10 protein-coding genes are annotated in these 17909 nt (G+C 59.5%); 5 read left to right on the forward strand and 5 right to left on the reverse strand.

Annotated elements, in window-relative coordinates; all coding sequences use genetic code 11:
* Positions 1 to 11 precede the first annotated feature (11 nt).
* Positions 12 to 758, forward strand: a complete 747-nt coding sequence (gene cobM, locus ACEN93_RS03765; RefSeq protein ID WP_074690338.1) for a precorrin-4 C(11)-methyltransferase — start codon at positions 12 to 14, stop codon at positions 756 to 758.
* Between the two features lie 132 nt (positions 759 to 890).
* On the opposite strand, the gene nfuA is transcribed toward cobM, so the two are convergent.
* The 3 genes from nfuA to ACEN93_RS03780 all read right to left on the reverse strand — a co-directional run bounded on the left by nfuA (position 891) and on the right by ACEN93_RS03780 (position 4922).
* Positions 891 to 1475, reverse strand: coding sequence for a Fe-S biogenesis protein NfuA (gene nfuA / locus ACEN93_RS03770; RefSeq protein ID WP_007959519.1), 585 nt, complete (start codon positions 1473 to 1475; stop codon positions 891 to 893).
* Positions 1476 to 1566: 91 nt separating this feature from the next.
* The gene (locus ACEN93_RS03775; RefSeq protein WP_074690336.1) at positions 1567 to 2568 is read right to left on the reverse strand and encodes an acyltransferase family protein; all 1002 of its coding nucleotides are present in this window, start codon (positions 2566 to 2568) and stop codon (positions 1567 to 1569) included.
* Positions 2569 to 2627: 59 nt separating this feature from the next.
* Entirely contained in the window at positions 2628 to 4922 is a 2295-nt protein-coding gene (locus ACEN93_RS03780) for a fatty acid cis/trans isomerase (protein WP_074690334.1), read from the reverse strand.
* 158 nt (positions 4923 to 5080) lie between these two features.
* Between ACEN93_RS03780 and metH the strand changes: the two genes are divergently transcribed.
* Both metH and ACEN93_RS03790 read left to right on the forward strand, forming a co-directional pair.
* Positions 5081 to 8791: a methionine synthase gene (metH, locus tag ACEN93_RS03785; protein ID WP_103386645.1), complete on the forward strand. Its 3711-nt coding sequence runs from the start codon at positions 5081 to 5083 to the stop codon at positions 8789 to 8791.
* A 109-nt stretch (positions 8792 to 8900) separates the two neighbouring features.
* Positions 8901 to 9119: a DUF2970 domain-containing protein gene (locus ACEN93_RS03790; RefSeq protein ID WP_007959515.1), complete on the forward strand. Its 219-nt coding sequence runs from the start codon at positions 8901 to 8903 to the stop codon at positions 9117 to 9119.
* Between the two features lie 5 nt (positions 9120 to 9124).
* On the opposite strand, the gene ACEN93_RS03795 is transcribed toward ACEN93_RS03790, so the two are convergent.
* Complete coding sequence (locus ACEN93_RS03795) at positions 9125 to 10198, reverse strand: ABC transporter substrate-binding protein (protein WP_163975475.1); 1074 nt, start codon at positions 10196 to 10198, stop codon at positions 9125 to 9127.
* A gap of 524 nt (positions 10199 to 10722) precedes the next feature.
* Here ACEN93_RS03795 and ACEN93_RS03800 point away from each other — a divergent pair.
* Entirely contained in the window at positions 10723 to 12381 is a 1659-nt protein-coding gene (locus ACEN93_RS03800) for a nitrite/sulfite reductase (protein ID WP_085668220.1), read from the forward strand.
* Positions 12365 to 12859, forward strand: a complete 495-nt coding sequence (locus ACEN93_RS03805) for a DUF934 domain-containing protein (protein ID WP_007959510.1) — start codon at positions 12365 to 12367, stop codon at positions 12857 to 12859. Before ACEN93_RS03800 ends, ACEN93_RS03805 begins: the two co-directional genes overlap by 17 nt.
* Before the next feature lie 61 nt (positions 12860 to 12920).
* On the opposite strand, the gene ACEN93_RS03810 is transcribed toward ACEN93_RS03805, so the two are convergent.
* Positions 12921 to 17783, reverse strand: coding sequence for an NEL-type E3 ubiquitin ligase domain-containing protein (locus ACEN93_RS03810; protein WP_495611072.1), 4863 nt, complete (start codon positions 17781 to 17783; stop codon positions 12921 to 12923).
* Between the last annotated feature and the right edge of the window lie 126 nt (positions 17784 to 17909).

Below are 17909 nucleotides of genomic sequence, written 5' to 3' on the forward strand. Positions count from 1 at the left end.
AGGATCCAACGATGACCGTTTACTTCATCGGCGCCGGCCCCGGCGACCCGGAATTGATCACTGTCAAAGGCCAGCGGCTGATCCGCAGTTGCCCGGTGATCATCTATGCAGGTTCGCTGGTCCCGACGGCGGTGCTGGAAGGTCATTGCGCGGAAACCGTGGTCAACAGCGCCGAGCTGCACCTGGAACAGATCATCGACCTGATCAAGACCGCCCATGCCAAGGGCCAGGATGTGGCGCGGGTGCATTCGGGCGATCCAAGCCTGTATGGCGCGATTGGCGAGCAGATTCGTTATTTGCGCGAGCTGGATATTCCGTTCGAAATCATTCCCGGCGTGACCGCCACCGCCGCGTGCGCCGCGCTGTTGGGCGCTGAACTGACCCTGCCGGACATCTCGCAAAGCGTGATTCTGACCCGCTATGCGGACAAGACGGCGATGCCGGTTGGCGAAGAACTCGGTAGTCTGGCGCAGCACGGGGCGACCATGGCGATTCATCTGGGGGTCAATCATCTGGAGAAGATTCTGGCCGAGTTGCTGCCGCATTACGGCGCAGATTGCCCGATCGCGGTGATTCATCGGGCGACTTGGCCGGATCAGGATTGGGTAGTCGGAACGCTGGAGGATATTGCCGAGAAGGTGACGACCAAGGGGTTTCGGCGTACCGCGTTGATTCTGGTTGGGCGGGTGTTGGGTAGCGATCACTTTAGCGAGTCGTCGCTGTATCGCGCGGGGCATGCGCACCTTTATCGACCGTGAATGGGACGCGGAGCGTCCACGGCTGCATTCCCACGCAGAGCGTGGGAACGATCAACCAACGAACGATCATCGTCCGGCAGGCATAAAAAACGGCGCTCACGGGGCGCCGTTTTTCATGTCGCAGCGAACACCTTAGTAGTAGGCGTTTTCTTTCTGCGTGTGGTCGGTCACGTCGCGAACGCCCTTGAGCTCCGGAATGCGCTCGAGCAAGGTGCGCTCGATGCCTTCCTTCAGGGTCACGTCCGCCTGGCCGCAGCCCTGGCAACCGCCGCCGAACTGCAACACGGCAATGCCGTCTTCAACCACATCGATCAGGCTGACCTGACCGCCGTGGCTGGCCAGCCCCGGGTTGATTTCGGTTTGCAGGTAGTAGTTGATGCGCTCGTTGATCGGGCTGTCGGCGTTGACCATCGGGACTTTGGCGTTTGGCGCCTTGATGGTCAGCTGGCCGCCCATGCGGTCGGTGGCGTAGTCGACGACGGCATCATCGAGGAACGCTTCGCTGAACGAGTCGATGTAAGCGGTGAAGCTTTTCAGCCCCAGCGCCGTGTCTTCAGGTTTCTCTTCGCCCGGCTTGCAGTAGGCAATGCAGGTTTCGGCGTACTGGGTGCCAGGCTGGGTGATGAAAACGCGGATGCCGATGCCCGGGGTGTTCTGCTTGGAGAGCAGATCGGCCAGGTAATCATGGGCGGCGTCGGTAATGGTAATAGCGGTCATGGAAACTCCTCGCAGGCTTGGGGCGGAGTTTACGCCAATCGGCGCGCGGCACAAAGTCCTAGTATTTACGTAGGAATAGTTCGCAAATCGGCTAGGTGCCAGGTTCACCGTCAATCCGCGCTTTAAGCCATTGATAACTGCGTTTTTCCACCCATTCGTAGCTCAGCCACGAACCGATAGCGATGGCCAGCGCACAGACGACAAACATCAAATACGGGTTGATCCCGTAGCGTCGGGCCAGATAACCGCCGGCCGACAGCACCAGCACGTGCATCAGATATACAGAGTAGGAACAGTCGCCCAGCAGCTTCAGCAGCCTGTTGCGCTCGACATGGCGCTCCAGCGCCATGCTGGCCATGACCAGCACCGCACTGGGCACGCCCCAGTTCAGCAATCGGGGTTCCGGCGGCAGGTGATAGATAGCCAGCAACGCCGCACTGATCCCCAATAAGGGCAGCCACAGCGCCGGGCCGATCCAGCCGCGACGGTAGAGCATGCCGATGCCGATCCCCAGCAGGAACTCATAAACGATGTCCGAGCGATAGAACTCGCTGACCCAGCCAAATCCGGTCCAGGCCTGGCACACCGCGAACAGCAGCGCCGCGACCACCAGCAAGCGCACCTGCAACCGAAACAACAGCGCCCAGGCGAACAACACGTAGAACAGCATTTCGTAATTCAGGGTCCAGCCGACATTCAGGGTCGGGTAGATCCCGTAGCCGCCGGGGTTTTCGGTCGGGATAAATAGTAACGACAGGAACAGATGACTCCAGTCCACCGTCTGATCCGGCAGCAATGGCCGGGCGAACACCACCAGCAACGCCATCAGCACGGTGTAGAGCCAATACGCCGGGACAATCCGGAACAGTCGATACAGCAAAAACCGCGCGGGCGGCAGCGCCTTGCCTTCAGTGGACAGGAAAATCACCAGCCCGCTGATCACGAAAAAGATATCGACGCCCACGGCACCCTTGTCGATGAACAGCTGACCTATCGGCCCCCGCGCCTCGAAGTCGAAGAAAATCTGCATGAAATGATGGCAGACCACCGCCCACGCGGCGAGCGCTCGCAGGGCCTGCACTGAAATCAACATCGATGGCGCTCCCGATCCCGTACTTCACAGAATTGGGACAACCGCCATCGCTCAAACGATCAAAGATTCTCGTACCGGTTCATGTCCAGCACGCCCTCTTCCACCGGCTCGGTTTCGTGGATGTACTGGCTCAAATCGTGGAAATAGAACCAGAACTGCGGATGACTGCGGCGAATCCCCCAGCGCTCGACGACTTTCTCGAACTGCGCCGCGTCCTTTGCCCCTTCCATCGCATCGACAAACGCCGGCACCTGGTCTGCCGGAACGTTGAACATGAAATTCGGGTAGCTGCTGAGCACGCCCGGGTAGATCGTCAGCGTGTCCAGGCCCGGCTGATAACGCAGCGATTCACCGAGCAGGAACGCCACGTTGCTGTGGGCGCGGTTGCGCAGCAGGCTGTAGACCTCGCGCTTGCCGCTGCGGGTTTCAACCCGGAGCATGGTGGCTTCCGGCAATTGATCGATCACCTTCAGGCCCGCCGCCGGGCGCGAAGTCAGGCGACTCAGCGCCTGTTCGGCGTTTTGCAGCGCCGGGTCGATGTTCGGGCGCGAGCAATAGGCGTCTTCACAGCGGTTGATCGGATCCGGACGCGCGTTGAGATCGCCGTAACGCGCCAGCAATTGCATAGCGAAATCGCGTTTCGGGTCTTTCTCGTCGAGTTTCAGCGCGGTCGGCTTGTCGTCGTCGATGGCTTCGTAATCGAGCCACATCTTGAACTGGCCGCTGCTCTGGTACCAATCGTCGAGGTAGCCCTCACGGGAATCGGCGGGCATCAGGCGCAGGAAGTTCTGTTCGGCGCCGTTGCGGATCAGGTCGAAATACAAGCGCGTTTGCGCCTGATGGGAGACGTTGCCGAACACATCGAAATTCACTGCCAACTGATAATAGGTGCGCTCCAGCAGCGGATAGTCGAACAGCCACATCGTCTGCGGCACCTCGCCGATCAGGCCCTTGGTCACCGAAGCGCTGTCGAAGTGGCGGAAGATGCTGAGCAAGGCGTTATCGTTGCCGGCCCACAGGGTCGACCAGCTCGGCGCCGGCAGGTCGGCGTAGCTGTCACGGCGCAGGGCTTCGTATTGGTTTCGCTTGTTGCGGTAGTTGTGCCACAGGCTCAGGACGCTGCCGACATCGTCGTTCTGCCCCGGCATGGCCAGCAATGGCGTGGCCTGGCCGCGATAGTTCGGGTCGGTGATGTAGAGGTCGTGTTCCGGGGCCTGGAACAACGCCCAGAAGTTGTCGCGGATCACGTCAGTCGCGATCTGCCCACGGCACACCGGGCCGCGAATGAAGGTGCGCACGAAGTATTCTGCGTTATCGAGCATGAACTGATAGCGCGCCTGCGCCGGAATCGCCTCAAAGGTCGCGAACGGGTTGGCCCGGCTCTGCGGCCCGTAGCCCGGCAAGGCATTGACCTGCCAGTTACCGTTGTAGAACAGGCTTTTGACCCGCGCCATCTTCGCCGCGCTCAGCGGATAAGTGATGTGGGTCTTGTGCACGATCACGCCCTGCACCGGCCACAGGCGGTAATACACCTGAGTACCCGGATCGTCGTTCGGGCGACGGGTGGCGATCAGATCGATTGGTTGCCCGGTCGGCGTGCGCGAGCGCACCCACTGGAAGTAATGCCCCGGCTCGCCGTCCTTGAAATAGATGTGCGCGAGGAACCAGTGCTCGAACAGCCAGCGCCCGACCAGACTTTCCCGCGCGCCAGGCTGGTTGAGCAGATTTTCCCACTGGACGATCTGCATCGCCTCCTTGGCGCTTGGCGCCAGGCCTTGCTCATCGATCGGTGCGCCGGAAGCGAGCCAGCGTTGCAGTGTCTGATATTGCTGATCGGTCAGCCCGGTCACCGCCAGCGGCATTCCCTCTCTCGGATGGGCGCCGGCATAGCCTTCGAACTCGGCGGGCATCGCGCACAGGTTTTCGCGGTTGAGACCCAGGACAATGTCTTGCGGCAGTTTGGCGTTGGGGGTCAGCGGGGTTTTGTGTCCCAGCTCCAACATGCGCGCCATCAGTGCGGCCTGGCTGCCCTGGGCGTCGAGCACCGAGTAGAAGTCTTTCTGCTGCCAGGCCCGCTTGCCGAAGGCGTCATAGAACAACCGCGTGGTCGGTGCCGCCTGGGTGCGTTCGCCATCGTAGACCGGCATCTTGCTCGCGCCCCGCGCTGCGCCTTCACCGCTGCCCAGGTTGAGCTGACAGGCAGAGTCATAACACGCATGGCAGGCCACGCACTTCTCGGTGAAGATCGGCTGAATATCGCGGCTGTAAGAAATAGCGGGAGAAATCGAGGGTTGCTGCGCAGCGGCGCCCCAGCTTAAGAACAGCAAAAAAATGCTGATGACGCGGTACGACATGTCCCTGATCCTGATCCTGAAGAAAAACGCCGCGATTCTACCGTTATGACGTCCGTACCAACATGAGCGATATTCATGCAAAAGCGCCACATGCTCTAAAACCGCACAGGTTTGTTATGATCCCGGCCCTTCGTCATGGTCTTTTTCGAGTAGCCCCAATGTCCGATCGCAGCGTCCGCCTTCAAGCTCTCAAGCAAGCTCTCAAAGAGCGCATCCTGATTCTCGACGGCGGCATGGGCACGATGATCCAGAGCTACAAGCTCGAAGAGCAGGATTATCGCGGCAAACGTTTCGCCGACTGGCCGAGCGATGTCAAGGGCAACAACGACCTGTTGGTGCTGACCCGCCCGGACGTGATCGGCGGCATCGAGAAAGCCTATCTGGATGCCGGTGCCGACATCCTCGAGACCAACACCTTCAACGCCACGCAGATTTCCATGGCCGACTACGGCATGGAAGAACTGGTCTACGAACTCAACGTAGAAGGCGCCCGTCTGGCGCGCAAGGTCGCCGACGCGAAAACCCTCGAGACCCCGGACAAGCCGCGTTTCGTCGCCGGCGTTCTGGGCCCGACCAGCCGCACCTGCTCGCTGTCGCCGGACGTCAACAACCCGGGCTATCGCAACGTTACCTTCGATGAACTGGTGGAAAACTACACCGAGGCCACCAAAGGCCTGATCGAAGGCGGCGCCGACCTGATCCTGATCGAAACCATTTTCGACACTCTCAACGCCAAAGCCGCGATCTTTGCCGTGCAAGGCGTGTTCGAAGAACTGGGCTTCGAATTGCCGATCATGATTTCCGGCACCATCACCGACGCCTCCGGCCGTACCCTGTCGGGCCAGACCACCGAAGCGTTCTGGAACTCCGTGGCCCACGCCAAACCGATTTCGGTCGGCCTGAACTGCGCCCTCGGTGCCCGCGAATTGCGTCCGTACCTGGAAGAGCTGTCGGACAAAGCCAGCACCCACGTTTCGGCGCACCCGAACGCTGGCCTGCCGAACGAGTTCGGCGAGTACGACGAACTGCCGGTGGACACCGCCAAGGTCATCGAAGAATTCGCCCAGAGTGGTTTCCTCAACATTGTCGGCGGTTGCTGCGGCACCACCCCGGGCCACATCGAAGCCATCGCCAAAGCCGTCGCCGGCTACGCGCCACGGCAGATTCCGGACATTCCCAAGGCTTGCCGCCTCTCAGGCCTGGAGCCGTTCACCATCGATCGCAGCTCGCTGTTCGTCAACGTCGGCGAGCGGACCAACATCACCGGTTCCGCAAAATTCGCCCGCCTGATCCGTGAAGACAACTACACCGAAGCCCTGGAAGTCGCCCTGCAGCAGGTCGAGGCCGGCGCCCAGGTGATCGACATCAACATGGACGAAGGGATGCTCGATTCGAAGAAGGCCATGGTGACCTTCCTCAATCTGATTGCCGGTGAGCCGGACATCTCCCGCGTGCCGATCATGATTGACTCCTCGAAATGGGACGTGATCGAAGCCGGCCTCAAATGCATCCAGGGCAAGGGCATCGTCAACTCGATCAGCATGAAAGAAGGCGTCGAGCAGTTCATCCACCACGCCAAACTGTGCAAGCGCTACGGCGCCGCCGTGGTGGTGATGGCGTTCGACGAAGCCGGCCAGGCCGACACCGAAGCGCGCAAGAAAGAGATCTGCAAACGCTCCTACGACATTCTGGTCAACGAAGTCGGCTTCCCGCCGGAAGACATCATCTTCGACCCGAACATCTTCGCCGTGGCCACCGGCATCGAGGAACACAACAACTACGCTGTGGACTTCATCAACGCCTGTGCCTACATCCGTGACGAGCTGCCGTACGCCCTGAGCTCCGGTGGCGTGTCCAACGTGTCGTTCTCGTTCCGCGGCAACAACCCGGTGCGCGAGGCGATTCACTCGGTGTTTCTGCTGTACGCGATCCGCGCCGGCCTGACCATGGGCATCGTCAACGCCGGTCAGCTGGAGATCTACGACCAGATCCCGCAGGAACTGCGCGACGCCGTTGAAGACGTGATCCTCAACCGCACGCCCGAAGGCACCGACGCCCTCCTCGCCATCGCCGATAAGTACAAGGGCGATGGCAGCGTCAAGGAAGCCGAGACCGAAGAATGGCGCAGCTGGGACGTCAACAAGCGTCTGGAGCATGCGCTGGTCAAGGGCATCACCACCCACATCGTTGAAGACACCGAAGAGTCCCGTCAGTCCTTCGCGCGCCCGATCGAAGTGATCGAAGGCCCGTTGATGTCCGGCATGAACATCGTCGGCGACCTGTTCGGCGCCGGCAAAATGTTCCTGCCGCAGGTGGTGAAATCCGCCCGTGTGATGAAACAGGCTGTGGCGCACCTGATTCCGTTCATCGAACTGGAAAAGGGCGACAAGCCGGAAGCCAAGGGCAAGATCCTGATGGCCACGGTGAAGGGCGACGTGCACGACATCGGCAAGAACATCGTCGGCGTGGTACTGGGTTGCAACGGCTATGACATCGTCGACCTCGGCGTGATGGTGCCAGCCGAGAAGATCCTGCAGGTGGCCAGGGAGCAGAAGTGCGACATCATCGGACTGTCCGGCCTGATCACCCCGTCGCTGGATGAAATGGTCCACGTGGCCCGCGAGATGCAGCGCCAGGACTTCCACCTGCCGTTGATGATCGGCGGCGCGACCACCTCCAAGGCACACACGGCGGTGAAGATCGAACCGAAGTACAGCAACGACGCAGTGGTCTACGTGACCGACGCCTCCCGCGCCGTGGGCGTGGCGACGCAGCTGCTGTCCAAGGAACTGAAAGCCGGTTTCGTTCAGAAGACCCGCGAAGAGTACATCGACGTCCGCGAGCGCACCGCCAACCGCAGCGCCCGCACCGAACGCCTGAGCTACGCCGCCGCGATCGCCAAGAAGCCGCAGTTCGACTGGGCCACTTACACCCCGGTCAAACCGACCTTCACCGGCACCCGCGTGCTGGACAATATCGACCTCAACGTCCTGGCCGAGTACATCGACTGGACGCCGTTCTTCATCTCCTGGGACCTGGCCGGCAAGTTCCCGCGCATCCTCGAAGACGAAGTGGTCGGTGAAGCCGCGACCTCGCTGTACAAGGACGCCCGCGAGATGCTGACCAAGCTGATTGACGAGAAGCTGATCAGCGCCCGTGCAGTGTTCGGCTTCTGGCCGGCCAATCAGGTGCACGACGACGATATCGAGCTGTACGGCGATGACGGCAAGCCAATGGCCCGCCTGCATCACCTGCGCCAGCAGATCATCAAGACCGACGGCAAACCGAACTTCTCCCTGGCCGACTTCGTCGCGCCGAAGGACAGCGAAGTGACCGACTATGTCGGTGGTTTCATCACCACCGCCGGGATCGGTGCCGAAGAAGTGGCCAAGGCTTATCAGGACGCTGGCGACGATTACAACTCGATCATGGTCAAGGCCCTCGCCGACCGTCTGGCCGAGGCCTGCGCCGAGTGGCTGCACCAGCAGGTGCGTAAAGAGCACTGGGGTTACGCCAAGGATGAAGTCCTCGACAACGAGGCGCTGATCAAAGAGCAGTACTCCGGCATCCGCCCTGCCCCGGGCTACCCGGCGTGCCCCGATCACACCGAGAAGGCCACCCTGTTCGCCCTGCTCGACCCTGAGGCCCAGGAAATGCGCGCCGGTCGCAGCGGCGTGTTCCTGACCGAGCACTACGCGATGTTCCCGGCGGCAGCGGTCAGCGGCTGGTACTTCGCCCATCCGCAGGCGCAGTACTTCGCCGTGGGCAAGGTCGACAAGGATCAGGTGCAGAGCTACACCTCGCGCAAAGGCCAGGAACTAAGCCTGACCGAGCGCTGGCTGGCGCCGAATCTGGGTTACGACAACTAATCCGGCTTCACGCGACACCCTGTGGGAGCCAATTGGCTCCCACAGTTATTTCTGTGGCTTCAAAGGCGTTGGCTATGCTTGTCTGACACACACGGCAGACGAGGGATTTATGGACGATCCAGTCGACAACAAGCCACCGACGTTCTGGCAGATGCTGCATAGCGTCATGGCGGCGGCGTTCGGGGTGCAGAGCGGCAAGAACCGGGCAAGGGACTTCACCCACGGCAAGCCCAGCCATTTCATCTTTTTGGGTATCGCATTCACGGCGGTGTTCGCGCTGACGCTGTTCGGCATTGTGCAACTGGTGGTGCACCTGGCGGGCGTCTGACGGCCCTAGTGCATCAGGGTCTGCAGATTGAACGGGTAGCGATACGAAACCGGGCGCCCTTTCGCCGAGAGCTTGCGAAAGTGCACGCCGTAGTCCGGCGAGGCGCCCATGGCAAGGATTCGACGGGCATGATCCCTGTCGATCAGTTGCAGCAACGGAATCTGCCGATCCCGGCCGCCATACTGATTCAGATCGACGCCTTGCGCGTGATCATGCAGCTCGACCAGTGCCCAGCCACCCAGGGTGAAATGGCCGCCGAGCAACGCGCTCAGACGCCCGTCGACCACCGCCTGCAAGGCTTCGGGCGAGGTGTTGACCGCGCTGAACAGCACGTCCTTGCCCGGCACCTTGCCGGCCTCGGACGCGGCACGCATCACGCCGAAGGCCATTTCATCATTGGCTGCCCATACCAATGAAACGTTGGGATAGCGGACCAGCAACTGCTTCGCCTGCTCGTAAGCCCGCTGCTGGGTCCAGCCGCCATAGACCAGTTGCCGCAAACGCACCTGCGGATTCTCCGCCAGGGCTCGCTGCATGCCCTTTTCGCGCAATTGCGCCGATGGCGTGATCTTGAGGCCGGAAAACGCCAGCAGATCGATGCTTTCACCGGGCGCCACAGGCGGATGCAGGCGGATCAGTTCTTTCATCATCAGATAGCCGCCCTCCTCGTCGTTAGGCACCAGACTGCCGACGCGGTCCGCGCCCTCTGTCACCAGTGCCTGCTGGTTGGACGTCAGTCCCGAGTTGACAATAAAAAGCTTCACACCACTGCCATTGGCCAAGCGCAGAATCTGCGGTGCCACGTACTGTTCGTTGACGAACACCAGATAATCCGGGCGATCTGGCCCCTGCAGGGCCAGTCGCGCCTGCGCCAGGGTCAATTCCGGCTGACGCTGGGCGTAGAGGATGCGCAGGTCGATGCCCAGATCCCGGGCGGCAGCCTGCATGAATTGCGAATAGCTGACCCAGAATGCTTCCTGCGTCGAGCCCGGATTCAGGAACAGCACCGACTCCGCACGCGCGCAGGTACCGAAAACCGCGCCGAACAGCAGCAGGCTGAGGTGAAGAAGCTTGAACATGAATCATCCGGGCCCAAGGAAAAATGGCCGCGCATTATAGCCATTGATCACCTGGCCTTTGGCGCTTGATCCCGCCTTTTGTCCGACAATCGTCGCAAGCGGGGCCCGGACGAGTCGTTTTACTGATGGCTGACCCAGAATACCGCCGTTCCAACGACCAGAATGATCAGGAACAGAATCGCCCAGGCATCGACGCTGCTATCGCTTTTCCTTGCTTTGGTTGGGTTGCTCATTGCATCGCCTCTTGTCGGTTTTATCGGTGATTGCAGAAAGACTCGTCCACAGTAAAGACGATGATTGTCCGCACGACAAATGTGGTTTAGTTGACAGTGATTCTTTTTAGGCGATTTGGTTCTTTACATATACTCAAACATCACTTTTGCGCATAACTGCAAACGGGTATATTGCCCCGGCTCCGTCAGGGAGTGCGCGGCCGTGCGCGCAGAATTGCAGAGGAACCATCGGACTCCAGCAAGCGAAAACGCAGCGTTTCCGAGTGGCCAAAGCCTGAGAACAGGACTTATATGTACGTATACGACGAGTACGATCAGCGGATCATCGAGGACCGCGTCAAGCAGTTCCGTGATCAGACCCGACGCTATCTGGCAGGTGAGCTGAGCGAAGAAGAATTCCGCCCCCTGCGCCTGCAGAATGGCCTGTATATCCAGCGTTTCGCGCCGATGTTGCGAGTGGCGGTGCCTTACGGCCAGCTGACCTCGCGTCAGGTGCGCATGATGGCCAAGATCGCCCGCGACTATGACAAGGGCTACGCCCACATCAGTACGCGGCAGAACGTGCAGTTCAACTGGCCGGCGGTCGAAGACATCCCGGACATCCTCGCCGAACTGGCCACTGTGCAGATGCACGCCATCCAGACCAGCGGCAACTGCCTGCGCAACGTCACTACTGACCAGTTCGCCGGTGTCGCAGCCGACGAGTTGATCGACCCGCGTCCGTGGTGCGAAATCGTTCGTCAGTGGACCACGTTCCACCCGGAATTCGCCTACCTGCCACGCAAGTTCAAGATCGCCGTCAACGGTTCGACTTCCGACCGCGCGGCCATCGAAGTCCACGACATCGGCCTTGAGCCGGTACACAACGCTGCTGGCGAACTCGGTTTCCGCGTGCTGGTCGGCGGTGGTCTGGGTCGTACCCCGGTGGTCGGTGCGTTCATCAACGAGTTCCTGCCATGGCAGGACCTGTTGAGCTACCTCGACGCGATCCTGCGGGTGTACAACCGCTACGGGCGTCGCGACAACAAATACAAGGCGCGGATCAAGATCCTCGTCAAGGCGCTGACGCCGGAAGTCTTCGCCCAAAAAGTCGATGCCGAGATGGAACACCTGCGCGGCGGCCAGACCACCCTGACCGAAGCCGAAGTCCATCGCGTAGCCAAACACTTCGTCGACCCGGACTACAAGGCACTGAGCAGTCAGGACGCCGAACTGGCCGCCCTCGACAAAGAGCATCCGGGTTTCGCCCGCTGGCGCACCCGCAACACCCTGGCGCACAAGAAGCCGGGCTATGTGGCCGTGACCCTGTCCCTGAAGCCGACCGGCGTTGCACCGGGTGACATCACCGACAAGCAGCTCGACGCCGTCGCCGACCTGGCCGACCGCTACAGCTTCGGTCAACTGCGCACCTCCCACGAGCAGAACATCATTCTGGCCGACGTCGAGCAGAGCCAGCTGTTCACCCTGTGGGGCGAGCTGCGCGAGCAAGGTTTCGCCACTCCGAACATCGGCCTGCTGACCGACATCATCTGCTGCCCTGGCGGTGATTTCTGCTCCCTGGCCAACGCCAAGTCGATCCCGATCGCCGAATCGATCCAGCGCCGCTTCGACGACCTGGACTACCTGTTCGACATCGGTGAACTGGACCTGAACATCTCCGGCTGCATGAACGCCTGCGGTCACCACCACGTCGGCCACATCGGCATCCTCGGAGTGGACAAGAAAGGTGAGGAGTTCTATCAGGTCTCGCTCGGCGGCAGCGCCAGCCGTGACGCCAGCCTGGGCAAGATCCTCGGCCCTTCCTTCGCCCAGGAAGACATGCCGGACGTGATCTCCAAACTGATCGACGTGTACGTGGAACAGCGCACCGAAGACGAGCGTTTCATCGACACCTACCAGCGTATTGGCATCGACCTCTTCAAGGAACGCGTCTATGCAGCGAATCATTAAGAACAACGAGGTCGTCGACGAAACCTGGCACCTGCTGCCCAAGGATTTCAACATCGACGAAATCAGCAACTGCGACGACCTGATCGTCCCGCTGCAGCTGTGGCGTGAACACGCCCGCATGCTCAAGGCCCGCGATGGCGGTCTGGGTGTGTGGCTGGACGCCGATGAAGAAGCCGAAGAAATCGGTGACGACGTGAACGAGTTCCAGGTGATTGCGCTGAACTTCCCGGCGTTCACCGATGGCCGCAATTACTCCAACGCCCGCCTGCTGCGTGACCGCTACGGTTTCAAAGGTGAACTGCGGGCGATTGGCGACGTACTGCGCGACCAGCTGTTCTACATGCGCCGTTGCGGTTTCGATGCCTTCGCCCTGCGCGCGGACAAAGACCCGTACGACGCCCTTGAAAGCCTCAAGGACTTCTCGGTGACCTATCAGGCCGCCACTGACGAACCGCTGCCGCTGTTCCGTCGCCGCTGAACATGCGCCTGAGCCCGGCTAGCGGGCTCAGGATCGCACCGTTTCCCCCCACTGTTTCAGCTCACAGGCGCGCAGAACCCTGTGCTTGCACACTGCTCAGTCCTGGATGCCGGGCCAGGGCCTGTTCGGTCAACTGTCGGGTCAGTCTCGCCATTTGGTTTCGATAGTTTTCGAAGATCGCCATCATTCTTTGAGTCGCAACCGGCCGTGGCAGCTCTGCCTGCACCTCCAGTCGCGCGAACGCGTCAGCACTGTCATTCAGCAGCGTCAGAAACTGTTCCCGATATATCGTATGCAAGTACTGCGACCAGAAAGGCTGTGTCTTGATCGACGCCAGCAGTGCGGGTGAGTTTTCTGCCTTGACGACCTCGGTGTAGGCCCGGTCCAGTTGCTCTTCGGTGATCTCGACATCGAGTCGGACATTGATGTCCCGTGGCTGGGCAGGCAGATCCAGTCGCTGGGCAAGCCCGACCCGGTAGCCGAGGTTCAGCTCCAGCGCCTGCTGACGACTGAGCGTACCATCCTGCGTACGGCTGCTTATCTCGATCAACGCCTGCTTTTCCACTTCCTGCAAACGGAACAGGCCCCGCAGCAACCGGATCAGCTCCCCTTCAAGAGACTGCGCACCGGAGCGCGCAGCCTCCATTGCCCGGTAACACAACACCCTGACTTCGATATCACTGAACAGAGCCGAGGCATCTGCAGCACTGACTCGACCGACCCAGGCCATTCGAAACAGCGCGTTACGCAGTTCATCGCTTTCTGAAGCGGCCTGCAACACGTTCCAGACTCGCTGGGCCAACTGTGTATGTTGGCGGGTGTAGTCGGCGGTGTAACGCATTTGCTCGAGCACCAGAAAGAAATCCCTGGACCGCGGGTTGGTGATCAATGCCGCCCAGGTCCGCTGCATCTGGACGACCAGATCGCCTGCCACGCCCGAGACCCAGTGAGCACCCAGTGCATCCGTACGCAGCGCCTCCGGCACTCGCTGGATGTAGTCGGCAGTAATCACGCCCAGACTGATGCCACGATCCCGCTGGTAGGTTGCGATTGCTCTCAGGGTGGCAGGCGAAAGCGGATTGCCGTCGACATTAGTACCTCGGTTCAGCTCCAGACGAGCCGTGAACACTGAGTCGGGCAGTGTCGCGATCATGTTGTCACGCAGATCCAGGGTTTGCAGTTCAGCCAGACCGTATACGCCCAATGGCCACTGACTGATGCCACTGGCACGCAATGACAGGTGACGCAAGCGACTCCAGGAGGTCACGGCCGGCAAGCGGCCGAGATCAGGATTGAAACTCAGGTTCAACGATTGCAGATGTGTCATTGCGGCTAGCGAAGCCTGTGCTTCAGCGGTCAGATGAATCTGATTGTTGCTCAGATTCAGATGGGTCAGCCGTGACATGCTCTCAAGCGCCAGGGGAACCCGAGTCAGCCCGTTTCCAGTCAGGCTCAAGTCGTTCAGATTGGGGAAGTTATGCAAAAAAGCATTCAAACCGGCACTGGCGCCCACATTGTCCATTTCCAGTGCATTGACATGTCGGAAGTCGGCGACGATGACAGGCAGGTCGCCAAGCGGTTGCGGATCAAACACCAGTCTGTAGAACGTCCGGGAGGCTTGCGTCACGGTAGCGGATTCCCTGCGCCAGGCCTGCAGAATCGCCTGGGCGGCCCTTGCCTTGCTGCGCGGAGGAACTTTGCGCCTCGGGCCGTCGCCCACCTGATATCGGGTGTCGCGATGAACCCATTGCTCCAGCGTATTACGCATCGACTCGTATTGTTGCCTCAACCCCTCGAGCGTCCGGACTGCCAGTACATCGTCGCTGTCCAGTGTCTTCACGAAATGATCGATTTGCGCAGCCGAATGCGAGGGGAACAACTCCCGGGCACGTTGTATCAGTACAGATGATCGCCTGGATGCCGGGTCTGCAGGTGGCTCGGCCAGCCAGGTCGATCGTTCCACCAGGCGATCAGCCAGGACCATGGGCGAGCGATAACCTTCACGCAACGCTTCCTTTTCCAGCAGGCGGGCGAAAACCTCGCGTCGTTGATGAGCCATCGCAGTGATTTTTCGACGCAAGACCTCCTCTCCTTTGTCGACGTCAACCTTCAGGGATTTTCGTGCGTGCTCCGGCAGACCGTCCCACAGCGCATGAAAGAAACTCTCGCGAGTGCGACCGTCGTGAGTTGTAAGCACTTTTTCGTCCGCATCGAGTGCTTGAAATCGATCCGTGTAGGCTTCGATAAAAACCTTGTGGCGCGCAGTCGTACTGCCGATACTCGCGCGCTCGTCCGAATGCACCGCCCACTCCACAATTTCGATGAACACGTCGGCAGGCCACCCCGGCAGACTGGCCAGGCTATCCAGCACCAGCAGATCGCTGGACAGCCCACAGGCGGCGTCCAGATAAAGTCCTTCGTAGGCGCGATTCAACCGAACGACTTGCTCATAGCGCCGCGCTTCTTCGGCCAGACGCAAAGGCACGCTACCGGACTCGAGTTCTTCCAGTTCTCCCGAATCAGCGTTGGCCACCAGTTCATCGGCAACGCTCGCTGGCAGACCGGCAAATGCCTCACGTACCGGCTCGGCCAGGGATTCGCGAAGAACGTCGGTCTGGAGATCGACCCGATGGAACAGTCCCAGGCGTGATTTGTTCGCCTTGCCGGCGATCACGACCCTCAGCTGTTCGATCTGTCCGGCCTGGTCAGCGGGCGCCGAGCCTAGCAAGCGCAATCGTTGAGGGCTGTCGAGACCGGCCAGCAACACCGGATAGTAATCACCCTTGTGAAGCCGTTCTTCGCCGATCTTCAACCGCTGTAGCGCCTTTGCCGGACCATAGCGTTCGATTTCCTTTCCGACGACACTGACCACACTCACCGCGAGGCTTTTTGGCCACCCAGGGGCGGACGTAAGGAGGAAAAGTTGCAAGTCCGGATTGGCAGCAGAAGCGGATAAAGGGTTATTCAACTGTTTCATGAATTGCTCGACAGCCGCATCGGCGCGAAATCGCCTAACGCTGTCGACGAGCACGGCCATCGGCTTGCTTCGATCAATGAACAGTTGCCGCAACGGCTGTTCGCCGATATCGATGGTCGCCAGGACTTGTAAAGCCTGCGCATCGGTAAGGTGTTCCTGGCGATACCCCAGACGACGGAACAGTCTCAGGCGGTTCCAGTCCTGGGGAAGTTCGGAGTCGTGTCGCCAGGCGCCGGCGCGGTTGGTTTCCAGTACGGGGGAGTAACGGTCCGCCACGTCAGGATGGGCCACCTCCCAAACATCGGACTCAGGCCTCGGCCGTACGACATAATTGTCGGAGTCAATGCGCAAAAAAAGGTTGCTGTGCTCTCGGACGAGCCCCTGTTCGTCCATTTCGATCCCGCGAGGCATCGCCCGGTGTCGCCTGTAGGCCGCCAGATCGACATTCCACAACCGCAGCACACCCGACGAGATAGGCACTGAACGCAGTCGCTGGATGAAGGGGGAGGCCCTGACCACCTTGTAGGTACCGATCGCTACCTTTACGCCTGCGGTCGCAGCAGACATTACAATCAGGTTCTCGATGGTATCAAAGAGATAATCCGTGGCCCGCTCCTGGTCCCCCGCTGCCCAGCTGGAAATACCTTCGTAAATATTGTCAAGCAACTGGATACCGGCCACGGCAAACATGACTTCACCAACAACAGGCACAAATGAGGCGAAGAACAGTGCCGTATTGAACGCAATGGTTTTGTAGGTATCGAGCCTGGCCAACCGGGTCTTTTCGTCCTCGTCATCCGTCGGGATCACCAGCAATCGTGCATCTGCGCGGATGCGTTCGGCCTGCATCTGGAACATTGCCCGAAACAGATCATTCTTATGCTCTTTACCCAGATCAAGCTCTTCGAGCGGGAGATAGATAGAGTCCTTGGGCAGGATCGGAGGTGTCACCGACAACAAGCGCTTATCCAGAGCAGCGAGAAACTCGGGGCGATCCTTGAGCTTGATGAACCCCATGAAAAAACCGAGAAATTCGGTTGTTCTCAGGCGACGACTTAGATCTACCTCAAATCGGTTAAACGACAGATACTCTTTCAAAGGGTGCAGCGAATCACCCGGCAGGTAAATCACACATCGGTCGTCGTTTTCGCTGACGGGCGCTATGGATATCGGACCATGCAGTTGTACGCCCAGTATTTTCAGAGTCTTGTACGCGAGGACATTCTGATCCGGTTGGTTCGATGACTCTTCGTTCCCCACGGTATGAAGCATACGGTATACATCGGCACTGATATGTTTTTGCAGGTAGGCAAGATGCCGTTCGACCGCGAATCGATCTTTGGCATAGACCAGACCTTTATCAAGCAGGCTGCCAGTTTTATTCTTGTCACCGAACAAATCAGCCACATGGGCTTGATATTGCTTTCCCAGATCCAGATCTCGACAAAGCTTGGCAAACTCATGAGGCTCAATTGAAAGTGTCCGACTGACATGCCCCGTTATCTTTTCCGGAATATAGAGATGTGATTGTTCATGATAATTCTGGGGCAGTGTCTCGCTGACTTCAAAGTTTTCACATGCAGCGGTCAATAGATCCCGTTCAATCGGCAGCACAAGTTTGCGTCGCAGCCCAAGCAGGCTGGAAGTGGAGCGCACATGTTGAAATACCACCCCCTCCACCTGAAAAGGTTCGGCCAACCTGTCGGACATGGCCTTGGCCAGTAAAGGTTTGCAGAATTGCTCCGGCGACTTGAATGCTCGCAACGCGCTGACCGCAGCGTTCCTCGACACATAGCTGGACTTCAGGCTTGCATATAAGTCATTCCGAACTTCGGCTGATGACTCAAGCATCCAGGCAGGGGTATGTTTTTTCAACAGATCAAAATGCACACCCTGTTCAGCCGGTGTCATTTCTAAAGTTATTTTTTCGTCTCGCCTAACTTCCATGTAAAACATCCATCAAACAATTTTGAATAATTAGCCTAGAGCCGGGGCCAATTAAAAAAAAGCATAAATAGTTGATGGATACGAACTATGAAACAGCAGTAACCTTAGACTTTAAACTATATATGT

It is taken from the genome of Pseudomonas sp. Pseusp21, assembly GCF_059492145.1.

Coding starts and splice junctions, on each gene's coding strand:
- ACEN93_RS03795 (WP_163975475.1), bottom strand. CDS start 10,198: ATGTTCAAGCTTCTTCACCTCAGCCTGCTGCTGTTCGGCGCGGTTTTC.
- ACEN93_RS03800 (WP_085668220.1), top strand. CDS start 10,723: ATGTACGTATACGACGAGTACGATCAGCGGATCATCGAGGACCGCGTC.
- ACEN93_RS03810 (WP_495611072.1), bottom strand. CDS start 17,783: ATGGAAGTTAGGCGAGACGAAAAAATAACTTTAGAAATGACACCGGCT.
- ACEN93_RS03780 (WP_074690334.1), bottom strand. CDS start 4,922: ATGTCGTACCGCGTCATCAGCATTTTTTTGCTGTTCTTAAGCTGGGGC.
- ACEN93_RS03790 (WP_007959515.1), top strand. CDS start 8,901: ATGGACGATCCAGTCGACAACAAGCCACCGACGTTCTGGCAGATGCTG.
- ACEN93_RS03805 (WP_007959510.1), top strand. CDS start 12,365: ATGCAGCGAATCATTAAGAACAACGAGGTCGTCGACGAAACCTGGCAC.
- metH (WP_103386645.1), top strand. CDS start 5,081: ATGTCCGATCGCAGCGTCCGCCTTCAAGCTCTCAAGCAAGCTCTCAAA.
- ACEN93_RS03775 (WP_074690336.1), bottom strand. CDS start 2,568: ATGTTGATTTCAGTGCAGGCCCTGCGAGCGCTCGCCGCGTGGGCGGTG.
- nfuA (WP_007959519.1), bottom strand. CDS start 1,475: ATGACCGCTATTACCATTACCGACGCCGCCCATGATTACCTGGCCGAT.
- cobM (WP_074690338.1), top strand. CDS start 12: ATGACCGTTTACTTCATCGGCGCCGGCCCCGGCGACCCGGAATTGATC.